Below are 23,398 nucleotides of genomic sequence, written 5' to 3'. Positions count from 1 at the left end.
GTGGAGTGCCCTTCCATCTGTGGCCCTAATTTTTGGACTTCTCACTCTTCAAGCCTTTTAGTCTCCAAAGGCAAGAAGATCGTCAACACCTCTCCCTGCTCAGGACGCTGTCGCACAATCAGCTTACCGCCCAGTGCCTGAAACAAATTCTTGGTAACTGACATATTTAAGCTGAGACTACCTGTTTCGGGCTGGAACATCAGCAATCGACCCACAGATTTAAGCCCAGTTGCAAAGCTCGACTGTACCGTTTTCCTAGAGCCTCTTCCGTTTGAGCTTTCTACGTCGTCTTTAGGCTGAGACTGAAGCTGTAGCTTGAGCTGGTGTCCCGCCAACATAACTCGCACCTGAATGTGGCTTCCAGACGGCAGACTATGGGTGATTTGATCCATTAGCCCAGTCAGCACTTGATTTAACATGGTTGGATCACTGACCACCAGTGGCAGCTTTTGCGGCAAGATGACTTCTAGCGTCAATCCTCGCTGACTCGCCTGCTTTTGCCAGCGAGGTACATTGTCCTGAAACACCTGAGTCAGGGAAATTGCTGCCAACGGACTTAACGGATGCTTAACAGCGGATGTTTCTAGCTCGACCGCCCTGAAAATTAAGCTAAAGCGGTCAATCTGCTCCGTACATTCCCGGTCGATGACTTCCAACCGTTTAACCGCATCTGGGCTGAGGTCTTTTCGCTTTAACAACAGCCGAGTCAAGGTGCGAATGGTGGTCAGAGGCGTGCGAACTTCATGGGCGATCGCCTGCAACAGCTCTGCGTCTGAGCCAAGTTTCGCTTGAGCCAGTTTCTCTAATGAAGAATCATACGGTCGCCCTTTAGTAGCTATCTTCAAGGGCTGATTTGGTTTTGACAGAGGATGACGAGTATTTGGCTTTGTCCCGACTGTCAGGTTGTCGTTCTGCCCCTGAGATGTAGACGATTGGTTGGCAGAAGACAGGGTGTAAGAAACTTGTCGAATCGGTACGCCAGCGCGATCGCCTCCCATCTCCCAGTCCAGCGGCTCAGGCAGGTGTGCCAACATCAGTTGGCTAAATTGCATGACCAATCGGTAGTCCGGTGGCTTAGGCAAAAATTGCTTGACCAACGTATCCAGATGTTCAAAAGATTGAGGATTAGTCAGCAGCAAGCGTGATTGCAGCGATCGCCAAGACTGCCAGACGACTTCAGGTTCAAACGAAAACAAAAAGGCTGGCTTGGCATCCGCATCTTCACCCAACACCATCACCAGGCTAAACTCAGAAGTTAAGACCAGACAAAACTGCTCTGCTGCCAGCGGATCATTGGGCAACAGAGGCAGCGTCGAAGAAGTAGGGCGAGATTGAGTCACCTTGCCAGCCGCCGGAAGCAACTGAAACGGCATCAGGCTCAAAGCGCCCATGGGCTCAGTCGTAAATGTCCAGGTTGAGAAACTTGAAACCAGATTTGGCTGGTCTAGTACAGGCAAAGGACCCGACAAAACTAGCCCTTGCTCTTCTCGTTTAAGGGAAGCTGTCTCTTCTAAATTAGCTGAATTAGCTGAAGCAGCTAAACCATCAGGAGTAGCTACCGATCTAGATTGGAGCAAAGAGTTGAGAGCGGCGATCGCACCACACCACTCTCGTTCTGCTCTAACTCGTCGCTGTGCCTCAAAACCAGACCTTTCAGCGGTTTGAGCTGATTCACTCACCGCTAAAATTTCACCTAGAGTTGGCAAATACCACTTATACACCTGACTTACCCAGATAGTCGTTAGGAACACATAAATGCATTACGTTGTCCTCTATTACGACAATAACGGCATGTGCTGATTAGGTGTACCCGCAAAACCGAACTGAGTTAGTCGCAATCCCCGTGCAAGCGAACTATCTCCTGCACTTAATTTACATTTGCTTCAGCAAAACCTCAACCAAACCAATTAGACGGGGCAAAAGCAGAATTTGTCTCCTGGGGAATATGACGCTCGATCCAATCCATATTCTCCTGGAAAATGTGATCAATCCCTTGACGAACCAAATTCTCGATCTGAGTTCGCTGTTCCAAAGAATTGCACAAGGACTTAGGATTCATCGCTGCTTGGTCGGCTTCTTCAACTACTGTGTACACTCCAGGTACCCGACAGAGTACGTAAGAAATTAGCTTCTTCCGTAAATCAGGAATTGAAAATGCCTGCTGATAAGGATGATAAGGGTAAGTATCAAGTACATCCTCAGCTTCTTCCACTACTACAGGTAAAGTTAAATTGACGATTGTTTTACTCATCTTTCAACTCCAAATTAAATGGGATTAAGCCAATAAAATTGCTTCCGAATGTTGCTTGTGATACTGAGACGTAACCTTAACCAAGCACTCCTAAAAAGGAAGGAAGCAATTTACATTTCCTCACTCCTACACCCACCTGTAATTCCTAAATAGACTGCTTTTTGCCAATGTGAGCAGCTGCTTCAGCACCTTAGACGTCAAAGTTTGTTTACAAGGAATCTATTTAAGAAAACCGTTCTTTGAAAGAGGATTGCTTAAGAATTTCTTAGAGCGTAAGTTAACTTTTGCTGAACTTTTCGAGAAGCTGTAATCAAATTATGCGATGACATCCAGAGAATACGTAAAGGAAGTACTTAAAAGTTACTGTTTGTTTTCACTACTTTACAAATGCCTTAGATTCTGCCGCAAAGATTAAGCGGGAGCGCAGCACTGCTACACTCCCGCTTAATCTTTGCAGATTTAGGATCTGAGGACCTTTTTAGTAATAGTCTGGCTCTGACTGTGGAACCTCAAAATTAGACGGATCGTACAGATAGCGAGTGGCTTCTTCTTCTAAGCGGTGAATTAAATAAGGCTCAATTGCGTTGCTATGACGTAAGGCAGCCAGGTAGCCGTCTAGATAGAGCCGCAGGTCGTCAAAACGATAACCCCGGTTCCACTGTTCAGCCAGAGCATCAGTGATTCTCTGGTAGTAGCGAATAGTTTGAGTGTCTCGAAGCATAGTTAGTGGTGAGGATTCTTATACCTTGTAAACACAAAATTTATTCAGACAGATACTTAAGCAGGTCTTGACGGAGCAGAGGTCAGAGTATAGGACGGGCCCTAACTTGGTCCTTTGAATGTATCGTAAATAGGCAATCGTAAACAAGTAACCGCTAATAAGCTGATTTTTTACTATCTAAACTACAGGGATTGGCGGACTGGTAGGAGCACACTGTTTTGACAGCTAGTAGGATGGGTTATGAGGCGCGAGCGCCAGCAAAACGGAGATTAAGTAACCTTGGTAGAGCTAATCCACTAAATTCATTCTAACCTCAGGTGCTTCTATCTACCGTCCCTCAATTGGATTATGCCCAAATGGACATTACATCTCCAGCTCAAATATTTAAGCTACAGAACGTAATAGCTCGGAGATACAGTGACGGGTAGGGTAGCAGCAGTTACAAAACCTTGACAGTTGCTCTGATAACCTTAAATCCGCTGACTTCGAGGAAAGCTTAGCATTGTGGGATCTGTTTGCATCCAAATTGTTGAGGGAAATCCTCATTTGCGATCGCTGCTCGGCTGGCACTTACAGCAAGTAGGCTATTGGGTTCATCAATCGGCTGACATTCATCAAGCCCGAGAGGTGTTTCACAACCGTCAACCAACGCTAGTGATCCTGGACTCTGAGCTGCCGGACGGAGATGGGTTAGAGTTTTGTCGCTGGCTTCAACAGCAGCAGCAGGCATTAATCTTGATGCTGTCTGCCCGAAATACTGAAGCAGACATCGTGAATGGGCTACGTGCGGGTGCCGATGACTACTTAACCAAGCCCTTTGGGATGCAGGAGTTTTTAGCTAGAGTCGAGGCTCTGACTCGCCGCAGCCGCACAACTGCTGCTCCAGCTTTGCTTGACTACGGCGATTTAAAGATAGACCTGATCCAGCGTCGAGTTCGCTTTAAAAGCGATCTAATTGAGTTAACTCCTCAGGAATTTAGTCTGCTCTATGTTTTAGCCCAGGCAGGAGGTTTGCCACTCAGCCGTTCAGAGCTGTTGCGGAAAGCCTGGCCTGACGCCATCGACAACCATCGTACGGTTGACACCCATGTTCTTTCGCTACGCAAAAAAATTGAGGTCGATCCCAGGCAGCCTAACCTGATCCAGACAGTTCGTAACGTGGGCTATCGGTTCAACGTCGAAGTAGTGGGCTCCAACGGAATACCGGGCGATCGCCACTCCGTCTCAAAGAATGCCATACGTCCGCTATCAAAAGTAGTGGAAAGCCGCTGAAACAGGACTACTCCCATTCTTTAGCTATCTCAGCCTCGGCTTGAATTAAAGTCTGTTTCAGGTCGTTCCAGTCTGCCTTTTCGGCATCCAAGTCTTGAGCTAAGTTGCCCTGTTGCAGATATAGCACTCTGGTGCAAAACTGCTCAGCTAACTCTAGCTGATGGTTCACCATCAAAATCGTCATTTGACCAGATTTAGCCCAGTCTGATAGAACGCTAACCACGTAAGCCGCTCGACCCGCATCCAGGGCAGAGGTAGGTTCATCTAACAGCAGCACTTCAGGCTGAGCGACCATAGCCCGGGCGATCGCTACAAGCTGTCGTTGCCCTACAGAAAGCTGTAGTTCTGTCCGGTCTAGCCATTCTAGAGGAATGTGCAAGCGCTCAGTCCACTCCTCAACTCTTTGCTGCATTTGAGAGCACTCCATGCCCCGCAGCCGCAGCGGATACATCAGTGCCTCTCGCACAGTCATTCCCAAAAGTTTAGACTCTTGCAGCACCAGCATAATTTGCTGCCGCAACTGTAAGACCGGGATCTGTCGAATCTCGCGATCGCCAAAATAGATTTGCCCTTGGGTGATTTCGCTTAACCGATTGAGCAACTTCAGCAAAGACGTTTTGCCTGCCCCAGATGGTCCGATTAGAGCGATGCGATCGCCGCGAAGAATTTCACAGGAAATATCTTGTAAAAGACATTGTGAACCTATGCCAGATACCAGACTGACTTGCTGTAGTCGCAGTTGAGTAGAACCTGAACGAGCTGAACTGGGCATCCGTAATAATTGCGATTAAATTAAGTTTCCTTGAAGCAAGGCAGTCCAGATTGTCCAGCCATCGACTATCAGCAACAACAGCGTAGATACCAACAAAATTAGGTACATCCAGGGTTGCGCCAGAGGGCGAACATCCGTCGTATCAATTCCTGTTTCAGCTTGCACTCGCTCAACTAGCTTGGCAAATCCAGCCACTCGCATAGGCAGTAGATAGGCTTCTCCCGACTGACTCAAGAAATAATAAACTAGCCCACCCTGCCCGGTAGAACGAGGCTTTAACGCTTTCACCTCTGACCAAGGCAGAGACCATCCCTTTCGCCAAAAATTGGGGACCCAGCCTGGGTATGCAACTTGAATCCCCTGATCGTTCAAAATCACGCCCTCACTCAAGGCTACGTAGAGTCCTAGCCAGCCGATTACCAGCCCTATTATCAATAGTTGGGGCGGCACAGGAGACGCTGTTACCTGTGCTAAAAACGGCAGCGGTAAGGTGAGTGCCAGGTATAGCAACGTTAGCGTCAGCCGAATTAATGGTGAAATTCTTAGCACTAATTCGGCTTGTTGATTAGCCGCAGTTTGGCGAGAGGTTTGAAGGTTAGGGGGTTGAGTCGGATCAAGCTGAGGCTGATTCATGGAAGCACAACACAATGAGGAAAAAAGAGCAAACTTTAACAAGACTCCGAAACTCAACGAGCAGATTTACGGAGTTCTGATGTTAACGAACTAGTATTTTCACCAGAACACCCTACTTCACCCAGCAAAGAAAGACAGAATCTCACCGATGCTAGATCAGCGGTCCATCCAGTTATATCGAATTATCTAACCTCATTACCTATTTACTCCTCCTATGACCTCTACCTATGCATTAGTGACAGTTCGTGTACCAAAACGGGTTGATGCTTGGACAGCTCCTTTTCTTGCACAAGATTTGGAAGAGAAGATTCAAGAAGGCATCTCCATCGTGCTTGACCTGACTCAAACCCAGTTCATTGAACCCAGTAGCGCCAATGTTTTGCTTGAAGGGTTGATCAAGTCTAGGGCGCGTCACGCTCGAATGACGCTACGCGGGGTTAGCCCTCAAGTCAAAGTTGTCTTAGAAATGGCAGGGGTATTAAAACACTTTCGCCGCAAATAAAGCCTATATACACATTCAGTGATTGAGGGTGAGAGGTTAATCGTCTCGCCCTCAACCATTTGAGATCCGGGTCAGGGTAAATACTTTTGCACAACGTTCCAGCCCGTCAGCGAAACGGCAACGAAACCTAGTAGGAGAGTGATGTTAGTACCGATGTGGAGCGGGCGTGCCCAGGGGTGTTTTGGACTAATTTGCGTTGCACTCCAAGCTGAGAGCAGTGTTAACGCCACCACAGTCAGTCCGGCTGGTAAATGTACAGAATGTCCTAGATTGCCGTAGTAACCAACTGTACCAACTAAACCGACCGCCAGCAGCAGCAAGACTAGCACAACCATCGTCCCTCCTATTCCGTAATGGAGAGGGCGCAGCCACTTAGGTCGTCCTTGCCGCTGCTGACGACTGTAAAAAAGCCAGGTTCCAGTTGCCGCTAGCAGAACATAAGCCAACAGGGATAATCCCATTGACCAAGCTGCAATGCGCCACAACCAAAGGAAGGAGGGTAGATTCAAGGGACGGATTCGAGAGACAGCTTCCTATAATCTTATAGCGGTTCGTATTCGCACTAAAACCGAAGCATGAATCTTGGAGGATTGATGCCCTAACACCTCACATGCATAGGAAACTGCTATTTCTGCCTGCTTTTATAGATAATGATCCTAAAAAAATTGCGAAAGCACACCTAACCTAAGCAGACCTTTCAAAACCCACTGTAGGGATACGTTTGCTTAAATGCTCTACTAGCTTTCTAGATTTTTTCATCAACACGTAACTTTTGCCAAAGGCTCTTCAATCGCCAGGGTGGCGATCGCCTCTGTCTCTACCAGGTCAGGTTCCTCTTCTATTTCTTCTTCGACTTGGAGGCGATCGCACGGGATGCGATCAGACAAAATCGCACTAGCCATCATGCCAGTATGAATTTCCAAATGAGCATGGGGTAAGGATTCAAACACCAAACGCTGTCCTGGAAAAACTACGCGCTCAAAGTACCAGTTAGGAACGTTGGTCACGCGGACAATCTGGATCTTGTTCGTTGCATTCACGTAGCAGCAAAGGATTTGGCTTGAGCTATCGGAAGGTAGGGGATCAAAGATTTGTGCCATGACTGTGGGAGGAGCTTTGCACCGGAACTAAGGGTCGTATCGGAACATTAACATTCCGCGATCCCTGCTGCTGTAAACCCGACTACCAACCCCCCAGTGCCTGATGCTCCACAGATCAGATTCAAGTCAAGTCACCTAAAGTGCTTGACTTTGGCGGTTCCAAACGATTTTCGGCTATTCTTTCGACCCAGACGCGAACCAACTATCTAATAAGGGTAAATTCGCCTGATCTTTGGCTGAGTCTGCAATTTGTCTCCGAGGATGAGCATACTCCAATTCGGGATTGTTTTTGAACATCATGCAACAGCCGAGAGTCAGTGGTATCGTAAAGTTATATAAATTAGTTTTCAGAATCTTACCAAAACAAACTCAGGTCGTGAAGATGGGAAGCGATCGCTCTTAGGCTAGACTCACCAATCAAAATCTTCAGCCCCCACTTGATCCAAACTTTTCAGATCCTTGTTATTTTTCTCCATTGCTGATTTCTCCTCTGTTTACTGTCAATAGCGCCTTAGACTGCTAATGAACCCGCAAGAGCTACCGTTAAGCAAAGTTTCCTCAGAAGATCGAATTCTGTACGTGCGGCTACCCTGTAATCCAATCTTTCCGGTTGGTGTAGTTTACCTAGCTGACCACGTTCACAAACTGTTTCCAACCGTTGCACAGCGAATTTTTGACTTAGGCACTGTACCGCCTTTAGACTTCAACTCCGCTCTAGATGCTTGCATCGATGAGTTTCAGCCAACGCTATTGGTATTCTCCTGGCGAGACATTCAGATCTATGCTCCCGTAGGTGGGCGGGGCGGAAACCCGTTGCAAAACGCTTTTGAGTTTTATTACGCTCGTAACCCACTACTCAAGCTACGAGGGGCGATCGGCGGACTACGGATGGCAACCTCCTATCTTGTAGAGCTTCAGCGCAACTCAAACTTGATCAGGCGCGGCTTACAGCGAGCTAGGAAACATCAGAGCAACGTTCGCATAGTCGTGGGTGGCGGAGCCGTTAGTGTCTTTTATGAGCAGCTAGGTACAATGCTGCCAAAAGGCTCAATCATCTCAGTCGGTGAAGGAGAAGTTCTGCTGGAGCGGCTCTTGCAAGGTCAAGACTTTTCCGATCAGCGTTGCTACGTCGTCGGTGAGACAACTCCCCGTGAACGGATGGTTCACGAGCAGCCTGATCCCATCGAGAAAACTGCTTGTAATTACGATTACATCGCGAGCATCTGGACAGAGTTTGAATACTACCTACAAGAAAGCGACTTCTACGTTGGCGTACAAACCAAACGCGGCTGTCCCCACAACTGCTGCTACTGCGTTTACACCGTCGTTGAAGGAAAGCAAGTGCGGATCAATCCTGCCGATGAAGTGGTAAAGGAGATGCGCCAGCTTTATGACCGGGGTGTGCGAAACTTCTGGTTTACTGATGCTCAATTCATTCCAGCACGACGATTTATGGATGATGCAGTCGAGCTACTGCAAAAGATCCTGGATGCGGGTATGACAGATATTCATTGGGCTGCTTACATTCGGGCAGATAATCTGACCTCAGAACTGTGCGGCCTGATGGCAAAAACAGGCATGAACTACTTTGAGATCGGCATCACCAGCGGTTCCCAGGAGCTTGTTCGGAAGATGCGGATGGGCTATAACCTGCGAACCGTGCTGCAAAACTGCCGTGACCTGAAAGCGGCCGGATTCAACGATTTGGTTTCCGTAAATTACTCGTTTAATGTGATTGACGAAACCTTTGACACGATTCGGCAGACGATCGCCTATCACCGTGAGCTAGAGCGCATTTTTGGAGTAGACAAAGTAGATCCTGCTATTTTCTTTATCGGACTCCAACCTCACACTCACTTAGAAGATTACGCCTTTAAACACGACATCCTTAAGAAAGGCTATGACCCTTTAGCAATTCATTTACCTTGGGTAGCCAAAAAGCTACTCTGGAACCCAGAACCACTTGGCTCTTTTTTCGGGGAAGTTTGCCTGCAAGCTTGGCGGCGCAATCCTAATGATTTTGGACGAGAGGTCATGAAAATCTTAGAAGAACGGTTAGGAGTTGCTGATTTGGAAGAGGCTTTGAGTGCACCGATCGCCACTTCCGATCGACAATTAGCTGCCATATCGTAGATCAAGAGATATTTCAACGTTGTAAATCCTTCATTTAACCGCTGGCATGTTACAAGGCTCAATTTTACAAAAGCTAGGATCGGCCCATCAATCTGAAAAAACCGGGAAAAGACCACTCAATTTTGGCGTGTATTACAAAAATACACTGGTAGCACTCTGCCATGCGTTGGAAGATGCCATCCTTGATTCTGACTCTGCGCCCCTGGTGATTACAGCGTTTCAGCAAGGAAAGTGGTATTTACAAGAAGCCGATCGCTACGGCGAAATTGCCGATCAAGCCAGTCAAATTGTAATCATGGCAGCGGCTGGCACAGGTTTTGCGGAGCATCCGACCAGCCAGCGCTCGAACGTGGCTTTAGTAAACCTGGACAAAACAGACCCAGTAGCGCAAGAATGGCACCTGATCATTTTGTCGCCCAGTTACACAGCGATGGTGCTGTGTCAGGAGTTATCCGAGGCAGACTATGGTGCTGCTGGAGTGCCCCAAAACGATCTAGAGCGCAAGTTTTATGGGTTTTGGACGTTTGAGTCGGGTTTGGTGCTAGAAACAGCAGAGCTAGCGATCGCTCACATTTACCGCTACGATCCAGAGCTACAGCAAGCTCTGGCCGGTCAAGTTGAAGCGATCGCCACCTTGGCTCAGAACCAGGAAGCACGCTGTAACCAGCCATCCGCTGACAACTTGGGTGAAATTGTTTTCCGGGTAGTGGACTATCTGCAAACTAGCCAGCAAAACTTGTCACAGCCCACTAGCTATGCTCTAAATGCCCAGCAGGGGCTAGACAACAATCTGGTTTCTAACGAATTGCAGGCCTACCTGCGGGTTGCACAACTGATCGACCAGTCAGATGTGAATAATCCAATGGCAGCAGCAGAGGTGGCGACCCTTGCAGAAGTAGTGGGTCAATTATTAGATCTTCCCGCATGGCAACTACACCGACTACGTTTAGCGGGGTTGCTGCATCGAATGGCCTTTCTACAAACCTTTGAGAGTGACCTGATATCTGGAACAGTTCACTACGATGACGCTCCTGGCGTACCGCTTAGCTGCCCACTTGTGCCTGGAACACAGGTGCTAAGAAAAATGCAGCGGCTCAGAGCGATCGCCACCATCATTACGCACCAAACCGAGTGGTGGAATGGCTCTGGTCAACCTGCCGGACTAGCTGGAGACGAAATTCCAGTTGAGTCCAGAATTTTGGGACTGGTAGCAGAATTTCAGCACTACCTAGCAAGATTTCGAGCAGAGGATAGCTCAGACAGCCTATCGAGGGCATTGAGTGAATGTCAGACCCAACAGGCCAATCGCTGGGACCCTAAAATTGTGGAAGCCTTGCAGCTTCTAGTCAGTGGACTTCATCAAGGCATAGACCTGCCCATCTCTCTACCTAAAATTGCTGCAGGACTGTGGATGTTAGATTCCCACTCTGAAGAAAATTTGCTCAACTTAGACAGCTACAGCGAAGCAGAACAGAATGCCTCCCTTAAAGTCAGTCAGTAGATTACGGATGCATTCCCTGCATTAACCTACCTGTCAACCCAGTTCCTGTGAATAGCAAAGTGTAAATAGCCATGGATATTGAAGCAGTTCGTATAGGAAAACTTAAACAGCTAGCAGGAGTTAATCTGGAAGATGAAGACCTGACTCGTGCCGACTTGAGCGGGATAAACTTGGCAGGTGCTAATCTCGTAGGCGCTGACTTTAGCAACGCTGATCTCAGAGGAGGGCGGCTCGACGGAGCAAATCTGGTTGGCGCTAAGCTCATCGGCTCGGATCTGCGAGCAAACTTTCTGGGCGCAAACCTGATGCAAGCAGACTTGACCGAAGCCGATTTACGGGGCAGCAATCTGCGTGGTTGCAATCTAATGCAAGCTCGGCTAGCCCGAACAACCTTTGCCGGAGCGTTCCTCAGTGGCGCAAACCTGATGGGTGTCAACCTTCAAGGAGTTGATCTGCGGAGTGCCGATCTACGGGGCGCGAACCTAAGTAACGCAAATCTTCAAGGTGCTAATCTCAATCAAGCTGACCTGCGCGGTGCAAACCTAAATGCAGCCAATTTAGAAGAGGCCGATCTGCGAGGTTCTAATCTAGCTGGTGCTGATTTAACTGAGGCAAATTTGCTTTGTGCTGACCTAGAGGGAACGAACTTGAGCGGCACTAGCTTTTCAGGAGCTTGTCTAATCGGTACAGCCTTGACCCTGACTACCTGAAACTCCTATTTCTGGAGTGATCTGCCATTAAAAAGTGGAGACATAGCTGCCTTCACTTCTTCACTCAAGAATTTAAGGACTTCGTTTTCATACTGATTTGATTTAAAGATACTGCAGATACGGGAGGGGCGCACCGTAGTGCGCCCCTAGAGAGATTAATGTGTCGCGGAATCGGTTTAAATCGGTATCGCCAGCGCTGATAGAACGCTAGAGATGCTCTATGCCGTCATGTTCTCCAAAATGCGCTGAATGATTTGCATTCCTGTAACAGCCTGCCAGCCAAACAAAGCTAACAGCCCAACGTTGAGCAGGATATGAGTGTAGCGTGCCCAATCCTGCCCTTTCTGCATGAAAGGAGAGAGTGAAGCAGAGGTAGCGACTAAACCCGTCATTCCCAAACCAACCAGTAGATGGGGTCCAAAGAACAACTTTCCGTTGTTGATGTAAGTTGCTGCCATCCCACCAATCGTACCGATGACCATAAAGGCAAGTAAAGCAGAACCGATTTGGTAGTGCTTAATGTTGAATTTTCCTTTAATCAGTTCTTTTTTGGCATCTCCCTCAGCTTTGCGAGTACGACGGATTTGAAAGCCTAAGTAGAGCGCATAGATGGCGATCGCCAACAGCACCCACATAATCACAGGGTGAACAAAGTTAAGCCAGGGTTTAATAGACTCAGGGATATCTAGACTCATAAAGCATTTAAGAGCGGTTAAGGAACTTTATAAAAGTTAGTACATTTTCGTTCATAAAACCAAGCTAGTTCAGCATATTTCTAAAGAAACTCTAAAATTTCTCAGCTTTTTGTTCTGATACGAATATTGCCTAGCAAAATTACCCCCACATCAAAAAAGTTTGTTTAAGAGAAACGTCTAAAAATATGAGACTTTGTGATAGATGTCACATCCTTCTCGCACATCAGTTCAGTACAGGTGGAAGAGTAAGTTTTGGCTATCTGGATGGGCGATCGCTGCCTTCGTTCCGTCCAGGTCTTTTCTAAGTCTTTAATCCAAAAATTCTTAACCCCAAACTACGAGCAGATTCCGTTTTAGGACATTCTTCAACATAGTGATTAGTCATCTAGTTAGTGCAGAGCTCAGAAGTTAGCTTTGCTCAATATTTGGGATAACTAAGTGAAGGATTAGGACTCAACAAGTTTTGTCGGTTTCCAGATGCTCAAGCGCAAAGAGGTCTAAGTAGAAATGCTCAATGGCACTCAAAACCTGTTCAATTTTTCTGAACTTCCCTAACAGGGCAGCTTTACTTTTGATCCGGTTATGACCCAGACACAACAGACAGCAATTACTCAACCCATTCTTCAAGCTCTTCAGGGTTTACGAAAAACAGACGAGGCACTGCAAGCTACCGTCAATCAACTACATCTAGCTCTAAATGTTAGTTGTTGTCTGTTAGTTAGACCAGGTGCTGGACAAGTAACTATTAGTCAAGCCACCCTAAAAACCGATCTTTTTGCGGATACCCACTGCCTCCAATCTCATTTTCAGCTACAGCTAACTGAGGGAGATGCAGTAGTGTGCGATCGCCTCGACACCATCCTTTCCCCAGAAATTCAGCAATTTATTCAAACTAGTGAGATTGGTGCCACAGTTATAGTCCCGCTGGTCTGTCATCAATCTTATCTAGGAGAAATCAGCCTTTATCAGTGCAACCGTCCTCGTCAATGGACAGCAGCAGAATTAGATTTAGTGCAGCTAGCTGCAAAATACATGGCGATCGCCCTCTATCAAACGGAATTACACAAGCGTTTAGAACAAGCAGAGCAAACAGAAATAGCCCTGCGAGAAAGCGAAGAGCGTAAGCAGACAGAAATTGCGCTACGTCGGCGAGAGCAAGAATTTAGAGCTTTGGTTGAGCATTCCCCCGATGTGATTGCTCGCTTTGACCGAGACCTGCGACATCTTTACATTAATCCTGCTGTCACTCAAGCAACTGGCTTGTTGCCCGATTGCTTGATTGGTCGTACAAACCGAGAAGTATGGGGATCTCAGAACACTATAGCGATGTGGGAGAGGTCCTTGAGGGACGTTTTCTCAACAGGGCAATCCAAAACTATTGAATTTGAGTTTTCTACACCAGTAGGTACAAAATATCACCAGTCTCGTCTAGTTCCAGAGTTTGATAGCCAAGGCAAGGTTGAGTTTGTCCTTACGGTTTGTCGCGACGTCAGCGCCCTAAAACAGGTAGAATCAGCCCTCCGCCAAAGTGAAGAACAGTTTCGTCAGCTCGCTGAGAATATCGGTGAAGTTTTCTGGATCACTAGCTCAAATCGCAGCCAACTCATCTATGTCAGTCCTGCTTACGAGATGATTTGGGGACGTAGCTGTGAAAGCCTTTACGCTAACTCGCAGACTTGGATAGAGTCTATCCACCCAGAAGATCGTGAGCACGTAGCAAACTTAGTTCAAGAGCAAGAACTACAGGACTGGGAAACAGAATATCGCGTGGTTCGCCCTGACCAGACTGTGCGTTGGATCCGCGATCGCGCCTTTCCCATTCGAGATGAATTAGGTGAAGTCTATCGCTTTGCTGGTATTGCAGAAGATATTACCTTAAGGAAGCAAGCAGAGCAGGAGTCTAAGTTACTCCAAACTATGACTCAAGCGATTCTTGAGTCAGAAGACTTTCACTCGGCGCTTCAGGTAGCGCTGCAGAAAGTTTGTGAAGCAACAACTTGGGCTATTGGAGAAGCATGGGTTCCCAATGCGGAAAAATCGGTCCTCGAATGTAGTCCTGTCTGGTACAGCAAAGTAGAAGGTTTGACTGAGTTTAGAACTATAAGTCGGGAGTTTGTTTTTCCACTTGGAGTTGGTCTCCCAGGGCGAGTTTGGGCAGCCAAGTACCCAGAGTGGTGCCGTGATGTTTCAACTGAAGCTAGCAACGTTTATCTGCGGGCTAAGCTCGCTTTGAATGCAGGACTCAAAGCTGCTCTAGGTATCCCGATTGTGGCAAACGATCGCGTGCTAGCAGTTCTAGTGTTTTACATGTTTGAAGCACGTGAAGAAGACCAACGACTCATTGAGTTAATTTCTGCCTCAGCAGAGTTGGGCTTATTCATTCAACGCAAACAGGCAGAAGGCGAAATTCGTAAATCTCTGCTCAAAGAAAGAGAACTGAATCGGCTCAAATCTGACTTCATCTCGATGGTGTCCCACGAGTTCCGTACACCTTTAAGCAGCATTGTTTTGTCAGCCGAGCTTCTAGAAACCTATGGGCAACGGTGTACCGAGGAAAAGAGGCAAATTTATTTTCGGCGAATTCAAAACTCTACTCAACGCATTACCCAGCTATTAGAAAATGTGTTGTTCCTGGGACAATCCGAATCGGGAAGACTAGAGTTTAATCCCCAATTGGTGAACTTAGGGCACTTTTGCCAAAATTTGGTAGAGGAGCTACAACCCGATGAGGGTAGCCAACACTCCATTGCCTACATAAGTCAGGGAAATGGGGAGCAAGTTTATATGGATGAAAAATTGCTTCAACATATTTTTGGTAATTTGCTCTGCAACGCAATCAAGTACTCGCCGAAGGGTGGAGTGATTCGATTTGAACTTTTAACTCAAGTAGAAGAAGCGGTTTTTAAGGTGCAGGATACAGGCATCGGTATTCCTCTAGTAGATCAACTTAAATTGTTCGAGCCCTTTCATCGAGCAACCAATGTTGAGAAAATTGGCGGCACTGGGTTAGGGCTATCTATCGTTAAACAGTGTGTAGACTTGCACCGTGGACAGATTACGGTACAAAGTGAGGTAGGAGTGGGAACAACATTTACGGTTCGCCTTCCTTTGGGTCAATCAGTCGGAAGGTAAACAGGATAAAGATTATGCCCAAAATTTTGGTGATTGAAGACGGACTAGATGTCCGAGCCTGCATCATTGAGCTACTTGAAGTAGAGGGTTTTGAGGTAATTGCCGCAGAAACCAGCCCTGAGGGAATACGGCTTGCTCGGGAACTGTTACCAGATCTAATTTTGTGCGATGTCATGATGCCAGAGCTAGATGGCTATGAGGTGCTAACGGCTCTGCGACAGCACCCCATAACAGAGACAGTACCGTTTGTTTTTCTCACAGCTAAGGCAACCAAGTCTGATTTGCGGTATGGCATGGAATTGGGTGCTGATGATTATTTAACTAAACCTTTTACTCGTTCGGAACTGTTGGGTGCGATCGCCACACGCTTAGCTAAACGAAAAGCCTTTTCTCATCGATATGCAACCGATCTAAGTCAAGCAACTGAGTCTCTCAACCAACTCGCTTACTATGACAGCCTAACGGGTTTGCCTAACCGACTGATGCTAAGTGAACGCTTTCATCAGGTATTAGCTGAAACTGATGGAGTTCATTTACCCATTCCAGTTTTATATCTAGATATCAGTCAGTTCCGCCGAGTCAATAGCACATTAGGATATGAACTAGGCGATTATCTGCTTAGGACGATGGCAGAACGTTTGCAAGCTTTTGTTGGCTCTAGGAACTTAGTTGTTCGTTTGGGAGATGACGAGTTTGCCATCGTTTTGGGGACAATGGGCTTGGAATTATCTCAAACCCAAGACATTCATTCAGCGATCGCCCGTGTTGCTCAAAACTTGTTATGGGCCATGAGCCAGCCTTTTACGGTACAGGAGCGAACAGTTTTCTTAACAGGTTGCTTAGGAATTGCGGTCTATCCCGAAGATGGGAATGATATCGATACCCTGATTCGCCATGCAGACATTGCCATGCACGAGGCTAAAAGCCAGGGCAGTAGTCAGTTCAAAGTTTATCAACCAATAACCAAAGTTACATCTGACCAACTTGCGATTGAAGCCGATTTGCGTTATGCGTTAAAACGTTCAGAGCTTCAAGTCTACTATCAGCCTCAGATTAATCTCAAGACAAAAATGATCACAGGTGCAGAGGCTTTGCTGCGCTGGAAACATCCTCAACGAGGAATGATCTCACCAGCCGAATTTATTCCCTTGGCTGAGGCTACAGGTCTGATTGTTCCAATCGGGGCATGGGTTCTACAAACAGCCTGCCAGCAAACGAAGTTGTGGCAGGCTGAGGGATTTGACAATCTCCAAATTGCTGTTAATTTGTCGGCACATCAGTTTGGGCAACCCAAATTGTGCGAGGCGATCGCCCGAACACTTCAGCGAACTGGACTTGACCCTGCTCTGTTGGACTTGGAGTTGACTGAGAGTGCTTTAGTCCAGGATGTTGACTCCGCTATTGAAACCTTAAAACAATTGCGATCGCTGAGCATTCGAGTCTCTGTAGATGACTTTGGCACAGGCTATTCTTCCCTAAGTTATCTACAAAGATTTCCCTTTAATACTCTAAAAATCGATCGCACTTTTGTTAAAAGCATTAGCCAGGATGCCAAAAACGGTGCAATCACAACTGCAATCATTCAAATGGCACACCAACTTCAGCTACAGGTAATTGCAGAAGGCGTAGAAACCCCCGCAGAACTAGCATTTCTCAGCCAACATGATTGCGATCTAGCGCAAGGCTATTTGTTTAGTCCACCAGTGTCAGCAGAAGCATTCACCGAACTACTGCACCGTCAAGCTCTAAGTTCCCAAAGGCAGTAACCCCAAATGAATTAGCCGTTGACTACGGTACCACCGTTAGGATGAATCACCTGTCCAGTAATATAGGATGAGTCATCTGACGCTAGAAACACGTAACTTGGAGCAACTTCTTCTGGCTGTCCGGCTCGCTTCATCGGCACCTGCTGCCCAAAGCTTTCTACTTTATCTTCAGGGAAAGTCGCAGGGATCAGAGGTGTCCAGATCGGACCAGGAGCAACTGCATTCACTCGGATTTTTTTCTCGACTAATGCTTGAGACAAAGAGCGAGTAAACGCAACAATGGCACCTTTTGTAGAAGAATAGTCCAGCAGTTCAGGGCTTCCCTTGTATGCGGTTACAGAAGTTGTGTTAACGATCGCACTGCCTTCTTTTAGGTGAGGTAGAGCAGCTTTGGTGAGATAAAACATTGAGAAGATGTTAGTTCGAAAAGTTCGCTCTAGTTGCTCTGCACTAATCTTTTCAATGCTATCTTGTGGATGCTGTTCGGCAGCGTTGTTGATCAGGATATCGATTTGCCCAAATTCATCGACAGTTTGCTGAATTAACTGCTGACAAAACTGCTCGTCTCCAATATCGCCCGCCATTGAGACACACTGAGCACCTTCCTGCTCAACTTGCTGTTTTGTTTTCTCAGCATCCTCGTGTTCATTTAGGTAGGCAATCGCGACTTTTGCTCCTTCTTTAGCAAAAGCGAGGGCAACAGCACGCCCAATTCCGCTATCACCACCCGTAATTAGAGCAACTTTATCTTTGAGTTTATTGCTGCCTTGATAGCTTGGATCTTGAGCTTGAGGTTTAGGATTCATTGCCTCCTCGCTTCCAGGTTGCTGCTCCTGATGCTGAGGGGGTTGCTGCGCTTTTTCCTTAGTTTTCTGCTTCTGAGGCATTGTTTTATATCCTAACTATTGGGAACTAAACTGCAATTTATTCAAACATTCACTTTGGCATGCACACCAATTAAGAGTTCCAGTAGTGCAAATTAAACTCACTACTGAAACTCTAAGTAATTCAGGACTACTTGTCTCTACTTACCACCAGACACGGTTACCATCTTCATCGACACGAGCTTGGCGAATGACATCTGAAATCTCTTCTGCATCTTTTACATGATGTAGAGCTTTCTTTTCGCCATCCGGTTCATCTACGATGAAATAAGTTGGAACGGTGATATGATCACCTGTAATATCTGCAGTATCTACAGCGACCTGTTGTGCTTTTTCTTCAATGGTTTGAGGTTCATCGGAAATGCGATCGCCAGGGTTAGCTGTCAGGTGCTTTCCACCCTTACGCATCTCTTCCTTAATCGCTTTTTTCTGCTCTGGTTTAACGTCTTCTGGTTGGGTGGGTTGTTTAATTTGATCGTTGTTTTGCTTATCCATAACAGAAGCTTTAATGAGTTGATATGGTTGTCTTTTCTGTCATAATGCTAGGAAAACAGAGACAATCATACCTCCTTCAAATGGAGTAGCTTAAACTGTTTCAGCCTATTCACAGTATTCAAGAAGTGGGAAATTGAATTGTAAATTGGGTCCACCCTGCTTCACTTGTGACTTGGATAGTGCTGTTGAGTCGCTCAACAATTTTTTTAACCAACGTTAGCCCTAAACCACTGCCGCCTTGTTGCCAGCGATCGGCATTTGGCACGCGGTAAAACTTGTCAAACAGACGTGGCAGCGCAGTATCAGGAATATCAGCTTCGTTGCTGATGACTAGCATAATTAAATTAGAGTTGAGCGTTGCTGAAGCTTGTGGCGCACGATAAACTTCTAGAGCAATTTTTCCAGAAGGAGCCGTGTACTTGCAGGCATTGTTGAGTAGTTCAGCTAACATACGCTTTAAGTTGGCAGAATCTACTATGACCGTAGGCAAGTAAGGCGGCACATTAATTTGCAGCGTCTGCTGACGAGCCTGAGTACGAACTTGAAAAGGTTCTGCAACGGCTGGAACCCAGTCTTGCAATTTTATTGTTTCAACGTTAGCAGGGTGCGAATCAGTTTCCAAGCGCTGCAAATCCAATAAGTCATCAATTAGTTCCAGTTCACGGTTAGACTCTGCTTGCAAAACTTCCAGATAGCGCTGTAGCCGCTCCTTAGTGGGAGCTTTCTTCAGCATTTGAATTGCCATCAGAATGTTAGTGGCTGGGTTACGTAACTCGTGGGATGCAGTATTGAGGAAGTCGTCTTTCTCTAAATTACTTTGGTTCAACGTTGCAATCTTTCGCTGTAGTTGCACGATTGAATTTTGTTTGGTAAGTCGAGTGGCGATCGCATCTAATAAGTCAGTTCGCTTAAAGGGCTTAACAATGTAATCATCGGCTCCTAACTTCATCCCCTGCCGGAAATCTTCAACCGTGTTCCTAGCGGTTAGAAAAATAAAAGGAATTAAAGCTGTAGCCGGTTCTTGACGAAGCTGGGATAGGACGCCATGCCCATCCAACTCAGGCATCATTACGTCACAAACGATTAAGTCGGGTAGTAGCTCCTTTGCCATCTGAACACCAGCCAACCCATTTTCAGCACTGGTAATCTGGAAGCCCTCAAGTTCGAGCAGTTCAGAAATTTCTTCCCTAAGTGATACTTCATCTTCGATTACAAGAATTGTAGTCATCGCCCGTGTCTAATTTTCCTAAAGAAATGACCCCTGATCATAGAGTTCCCTACTCCAATCAACTTAAAACGCTAGGACAAACGGGACCCACCAGATGAACAGACCTCTTAAACATAAAGAGCCTCCATACCTTCAGGTATGGAGGCTCTTTATGTTTACTTACTCAGCCCAATCTAGTCGTATATGACTGTTATACCAATTTCAAAAATTAGGGCTACAGATGGAAGGGTACCTTTCCATCTGTAGCCTCTTTTTAGAGAAACATTATTACTTATACGATTGAGCTAACCACAAAACTAGCGTTAGTAAGAGTTGGTACAGTTCCAAGTGCTTTATCAAGGGTGGCAACTAGCCCACCATTCTCGCCAAGACCATTCACAGATCCTAGTGCATTCGTACCATTTGCATCATAGAACAGCTTGCCGCTCTCAGTGCTATAGATGAGGCGAGTTGCTCCAACCAACAAATTAGATAAAAGACCAGAAGCACCTTGCAACGCTGATGCATCACTATCAACTACTACTAACCGATCTGCACTTAAGACTGAACCAACTACCTGATCAACCAACCCAAAGGCAGTTTGCCCCAGAGCAATAATGTCTTCTCCTGCATTGAAATCGGTGATGATATCTTTGCTTGTATCCAAGAGCGCAAAGGTGTCAATTCCAGCGCCACCCGTAAGCGTATCAATGCCTAAGCCACCAATTAACTTGTCAGCGCCAGCACCGCCAACAAGAGAGTCAGCACCAGCACCGCCAGACAAGATATTGTTAGCGGCATTGCCGCTAAGCGTGTTTGCTAAATCATTTCCTGCACCATTGACTGCTCCAGTAAGCAACTCCAGGTTTTCTACCTGCTGAGTCAGGGTGTAGTCAGTGAGAGTAGAGCGAACTACGTCAATACCTTCATTCACTAACTCCACTACAAGGTCTCCAGCATTATCGATTAAATAGGTATCGCTGCCGAGTCCACCAATTAGTTTATCTGCTCCTGCTGCACCATCTAGAACGTTGTCAGCAGTGCTTCCAGTAATGGTGTTTACTAAGTCATTACCTGTACCTTTGATAGCGTTACCAACTAGAAGCAGGTTTTCTACCTGAGCGGTGAGCGTGTAATCAGCGAGGCTAGACTTAACCAGATCAACCCCTTCTCCTACGGCTTCAACGACTAAATCTCCTGCATCACTGACGGTATAGAGGTCGTTACCAAGTCCACCAATCAGTTTATCTGCTCCTGCTGCACCGTCCAAAACGTTGTTGCCAACGTTGCCGATGATAGTGTTGGCTGAGTCGTTTCCGATGCCGTTAGAGTTTTTGGTGCCCGTAAATTCCAGATACTCGATGTTATCAGCTAATTTGTAATCAGCTAAAGCTGTTCTAACCCGATCAATACCACCATTGGCAAGTTCAATTGTGGCATCTGCGACGTTGTCAACCAGGTAAGTGTCATCGCCCATTCCACCCGTCAAAGTATCTGCACCTGCATCACCATTTAACACGTTATGACCGCTGTTGCCGGTGATGGTGTTGGCGAGGCTGTTTCCTCTCCCGTCTAGGTTTTGAGTGCCTATCAAAACTAGATTTTCTACATGATTGCCCAAACTATAGCTGATCGAGGAGCGAACGTTATCAATCCCTTGATTGCCTCCCTCTACGACTTTGTCTTTGAGGTTATCGACGACGTAAGTATCGTTGCCTACTCCTCCAATCATCACATCTTGACCTGCTCCGCCATCAAGAACGTCATTACCAGCACCACCTCTTAAACGATCCTTTCCTGCTAAACCGCTGAGCAGGTTATTGCCTGCATTACCAGTGAGATGGTTATTCAGTGAATTGCCTATTCCTTTGATTGCCTTGTTGCCTTTTAGAGCGAGATGTTCAACGTGCTTACCCAGCCTGTAACTGGCAGATGACTGAACTATGTCAGTTCCTTGATTTGCCAACTCAATGGAGCGATCGCCACTATTATCCACGACATAAGTGTCGTTGCCCAAGCCACCGAAGAGAGCATCTTTACCCGTGCCACCATCAAGGACATCATTTCCCTTTTGCCCCATTAAGCGATCATTACCGCTGAATCCGCGAAGGTTGTCTTTGCCTTCAGTGCCTTTGAGAGAGTTCTTCTTAGAGTTACCTTTGATGCGAGCCATAGGAATTAACCAGGAATTAGAAACTTCGTATTTAAGGTAATAAAGTCACCCCCCTCCTAATAACCAGAAAAATACTTGAGTTTCTGTTTGCTCTTCTGGATTAAGAAGCTTTACTTACGCAATTAGAGTATAAATTTATACTAATCTAGGTGCGCACTGAGATTTTGCTTAGGGAGCAACAGGAAATTCCGCAATACTCAAAGATTTCAGCCAAGCGATGGAGTGATGAACTGAAACACAAAAGCTATTCTAAGCAGTGCTTTATATTTCTTGACGTTCTTGAAAGGCAGTTTTTGGGTGCCTTTTGAGCGTGCTTTCGGCTTTAAGGATGAAGTGATGATTGTGAATTTGGAGCAGGACGGATGGCAAGTGATTTATCACCGTGCCCATGCATTGCTGGCAGCACAGCTAGCAGGGCAATGGCGACGAAAAGATGCACCTCCTCGTCTGTATGAAACTGTGGCAGCAATTTCTCACCACGATGACTTGGAGCGTGAATGGGAGGGAAATGAACTAACTAGAGCAGGCACACCGTTGGACTTTACCCTTGAGCAGGGAACTTCGGTTGAGCAGTTGTCTGAGCAGATCGAAAGTTCGCGCTATCGAGGGCGGTGGGTTACTCTGATGACTTCTATGCACATCAGCCGCCTGACAGAGCCGAGCCGTGGAACATCAAAAGAACTAGACAAGTTCTTAGATGAACAACTTGAGCTTCAGCAGCAGTATCAAAAGGAGTTGGAAATTCCTAAAGAGGATGTGGATGCGGCTTACGCCTTTATGCAATGGTGCGATCGCCTCTCGCTCATCCTCTGCCAGCAAAAGCTTCCTGAAGATGAGCGAGCATTGGAAGTGAGTAAAGGTCCAGATGGAAAGCGGTATGACGTGATTCAGTTTCGTGATAACCGCGTCACGATTAGACCTTGGCCCTTTGAGGATGAGGAGTTTACTGTGAATGTAGAAACCTGTAAGTTATCACAGGTAAAGTTTGACAGTAATACAGAGTTGAGGGAGGCACTTCAACAGGCACCAATTGAGGTGTTGGAGTGGACATTCGAGAAGCGCTAGCTCGCTTGTTTCCATACAATCAGGAAACTAAACTCACGGTAGATGAAGGGGGCACGGGTTTGCCTCCAGAATTGCTCATGTAACTGCAACGTTTCGTTCTAGCTAGCAGGTAGAGACCGATTATGATTAACACTTTTACCCGCAGTCCCTTTAAAGCCCTGATGGGTTGGGTTGTGACTGCCTTTCTAGTGGTTGTTGCCGTGGGCTGTGCGCCTAATGCACCTGAAGCTGAAGAGGGTGGTGGACTAGGTGAGGAAATTGAGGAAGAAGCGGAGGAGGGAGAAGTTGAAGAGGGAGAAGTTGAAGAGGGGGAAACTGGGGAAGGAGGAGAAGGGGATTAGTAGAAACTGAACAGGGCGATCGCTTCTCTATTACTAAGTATCAAA

At 46.6% G+C, this 23,398-nt stretch carries 21 protein-coding genes; 9 read left to right on the top strand and 12 right to left on the bottom strand.

Annotation, left to right across the window (positions count from 1 at the left end; translation table 11 throughout):
* Nucleotides 1-41: 41 nt before the first annotated feature.
* From H6F93_RS35480 to H6F93_RS28605, 3 genes are all read right to left on the bottom strand, one after another.
* The gene (locus H6F93_RS35480; RefSeq protein ID WP_347277371.1) at nucleotides 42-1,721 is read right to left on the bottom strand and encodes a sensor histidine kinase; all 1,680 of its coding nucleotides are present in this window, start codon (nucleotides 1,719-1,721) and stop codon (nucleotides 42-44) included.
* Between the two features lie 173 nt (nucleotides 1,722-1,894).
* Complete coding sequence (locus H6F93_RS28610; protein ID WP_190688534.1) at nucleotides 1,895-2,251, bottom strand: hypothetical protein; 357 nt, start codon at nucleotides 2,249-2,251, stop codon at nucleotides 1,895-1,897.
* A gap of 478 nt (nucleotides 2,252-2,729) precedes the next feature.
* Nucleotides 2,730-2,972 carry a DUF6761 family protein gene (locus H6F93_RS28605; RefSeq protein WP_190643317.1) on the bottom strand — a complete coding sequence of 81 codons (243 nt, stop codon included), beginning with the start codon at nucleotides 2,970-2,972 and terminating at the stop codon, nucleotides 2,730-2,732.
* A 504-nt stretch (nucleotides 2,973-3,476) separates the two neighbouring features.
* Between H6F93_RS28605 and H6F93_RS28600 the strand changes: the two genes are divergently transcribed.
* Entirely contained in the window at nucleotides 3,477-4,244 is a 768-nt protein-coding gene (locus H6F93_RS28600; RefSeq protein ID WP_190643316.1) for a response regulator, read from the top strand.
* A 7-nt stretch (nucleotides 4,245-4,251) separates the two neighbouring features.
* Here the strand turns inward: H6F93_RS28600 and H6F93_RS28595 are convergent, their stop codons facing one another.
* Together H6F93_RS28595 and H6F93_RS28590 are read right to left on the bottom strand one after the other, a co-directional pair.
* Entirely contained in the window at nucleotides 4,252-5,016 is a 765-nt protein-coding gene (locus H6F93_RS28595) for an ABC transporter ATP-binding protein (RefSeq protein WP_190688531.1), read from the bottom strand.
* A gap of 15 nt (nucleotides 5,017-5,031) precedes the next feature.
* Entirely contained in the window at nucleotides 5,032-5,649 is a 618-nt protein-coding gene (locus H6F93_RS28590; RefSeq protein ID WP_242043665.1) for a hypothetical protein, read from the bottom strand.
* A 214-nt stretch (nucleotides 5,650-5,863) separates the two neighbouring features.
* Here H6F93_RS28590 and H6F93_RS28585 point away from each other — a divergent pair, with 214 nt between their 5' ends.
* A complete protein-coding gene (locus tag H6F93_RS28585; RefSeq protein ID WP_190643314.1) occupies nucleotides 5,864-6,151 on the top strand; it encodes an STAS domain-containing protein in 288 nt (95 codons plus the stop codon).
* A 71-nt stretch (nucleotides 6,152-6,222) separates the two neighbouring features.
* On the opposite strand, the gene H6F93_RS28580 is transcribed toward H6F93_RS28585, so the two are convergent.
* On the bottom strand, nucleotides 6,223-6,636 hold the full coding sequence (locus H6F93_RS28580) for a DUF4079 domain-containing protein (RefSeq protein ID WP_277881909.1): 414 nt from the start codon (nucleotides 6,634-6,636) through the stop codon (nucleotides 6,223-6,225).
* A 273-nt stretch (nucleotides 6,637-6,909) separates the two neighbouring features.
* Nucleotides 6,910-7,251 (bottom strand): DUF1830 domain-containing protein, encoded by a 342-nt coding sequence (locus H6F93_RS28575; protein ID WP_190643312.1) that lies wholly within the window; start codon nucleotides 7,249-7,251, stop codon nucleotides 6,910-6,912.
* Between the two features lie 522 nt (nucleotides 7,252-7,773).
* Between H6F93_RS28575 and H6F93_RS28570 the strand changes: the two genes are divergently transcribed.
* From H6F93_RS28570 to H6F93_RS28560, 3 genes are all read left to right on the top strand, one after another.
* Complete coding sequence (locus tag H6F93_RS28570) at nucleotides 7,774-9,384, top strand: photosystem II high light acclimation radical SAM protein (protein ID WP_190688528.1); 1,611 nt, start codon at nucleotides 7,774-7,776, stop codon at nucleotides 9,382-9,384.
* Nucleotides 9,385-9,430: 46 nt separating this feature from the next.
* Nucleotides 9,431-10,885: a DICT sensory domain-containing protein gene (locus H6F93_RS28565; protein ID WP_190688525.1), complete on the top strand. Its 1,455-nt coding sequence runs from the start codon at nucleotides 9,431-9,433 to the stop codon at nucleotides 10,883-10,885.
* A gap of 71 nt (nucleotides 10,886-10,956) precedes the next feature.
* Nucleotides 10,957-11,595 (top strand): pentapeptide repeat-containing protein, encoded by a 639-nt coding sequence (locus H6F93_RS28560; RefSeq protein ID WP_190688520.1) that lies wholly within the window; start codon nucleotides 10,957-10,959, stop codon nucleotides 11,593-11,595.
* Nucleotides 11,596-11,813: 218 nt separating this feature from the next.
* On the opposite strand, the gene H6F93_RS28555 is transcribed toward H6F93_RS28560, so the two are convergent.
* Nucleotides 11,814-12,290, bottom strand: a complete 477-nt coding sequence (locus H6F93_RS28555) for a DUF4079 domain-containing protein (protein ID WP_190643308.1) — start codon at nucleotides 12,288-12,290, stop codon at nucleotides 11,814-11,816.
* A gap of 582 nt (nucleotides 12,291-12,872) precedes the next feature.
* On the opposite strand from H6F93_RS28555, the gene H6F93_RS28550 reads away from it, so the two are divergent.
* A complete protein-coding gene (locus H6F93_RS28550) occupies nucleotides 12,873-15,422 on the top strand; it encodes a PAS domain S-box protein (protein ID WP_190688517.1) in 2,550 nt (849 codons plus the stop codon).
* 14 nt (nucleotides 15,423-15,436) lie between these two features.
* Entirely contained in the window at nucleotides 15,437-17,188 is a 1,752-nt protein-coding gene (locus tag H6F93_RS28545; protein ID WP_190643306.1) for an EAL domain-containing response regulator, read from the top strand.
* A gap of 11 nt (nucleotides 17,189-17,199) precedes the next feature.
* Here the strand turns inward: H6F93_RS28545 and H6F93_RS28540 are convergent, their stop codons facing one another.
* The 4 genes from H6F93_RS28540 to H6F93_RS34850 all read right to left on the bottom strand — a co-directional run bounded on the left by H6F93_RS28540 (nucleotide 17,200) and on the right by H6F93_RS34850 (nucleotide 21,947).
* The gene (locus H6F93_RS28540) at nucleotides 17,200-18,075 is read right to left on the bottom strand and encodes an SDR family oxidoreductase (RefSeq protein ID WP_190688513.1); all 876 of its coding nucleotides are present in this window, start codon (nucleotides 18,073-18,075) and stop codon (nucleotides 17,200-17,202) included.
* Between the two features lie 141 nt (nucleotides 18,076-18,216).
* Entirely contained in the window at nucleotides 18,217-18,567 is a 351-nt protein-coding gene (locus tag H6F93_RS28535; RefSeq protein WP_190643304.1) for a hypothetical protein, read from the bottom strand.
* Nucleotides 18,568-18,685: 118 nt separating this feature from the next.
* On the bottom strand, nucleotides 18,686-19,795 hold the full coding sequence (locus H6F93_RS28530) for a hybrid sensor histidine kinase/response regulator (protein ID WP_190688510.1): 1,110 nt from the start codon (nucleotides 19,793-19,795) through the stop codon (nucleotides 18,686-18,688).
* Between the two features lie 271 nt (nucleotides 19,796-20,066).
* Nucleotides 20,067-21,947, bottom strand: a complete 1,881-nt coding sequence (locus H6F93_RS34850; RefSeq protein WP_190688507.1) for a calcium-binding protein — start codon at nucleotides 21,945-21,947, stop codon at nucleotides 20,067-20,069.
* A 297-nt stretch (nucleotides 21,948-22,244) separates the two neighbouring features.
* Here H6F93_RS34850 and H6F93_RS28520 point away from each other — a divergent pair, with 297 nt between their 5' ends.
* Nucleotides 22,245-23,012: a DUF3891 family protein gene (locus H6F93_RS28520; RefSeq protein WP_524538033.1), complete on the top strand. Its 768-nt coding sequence runs from the start codon at nucleotides 22,245-22,247 to the stop codon at nucleotides 23,010-23,012.
* A 122-nt stretch (nucleotides 23,013-23,134) separates the two neighbouring features.
* Entirely contained in the window at nucleotides 23,135-23,353 is a 219-nt protein-coding gene (locus tag H6F93_RS28515) for a hypothetical protein (protein ID WP_190688505.1), read from the top strand.
* Nucleotides 23,354-23,398 lie beyond the last annotated feature (45 nt).

The organism is Leptolyngbya sp. FACHB-671, from assembly GCF_014695745.1.
Lineage (GTDB): Bacteria > Cyanobacteriota > Cyanobacteriia > Elainellales > Elainellaceae > JAAUTN01.
Note: the sequence above shows the minus strand (reverse complement) of the source record. Positions and strands in the feature narration are given on the sequence as shown.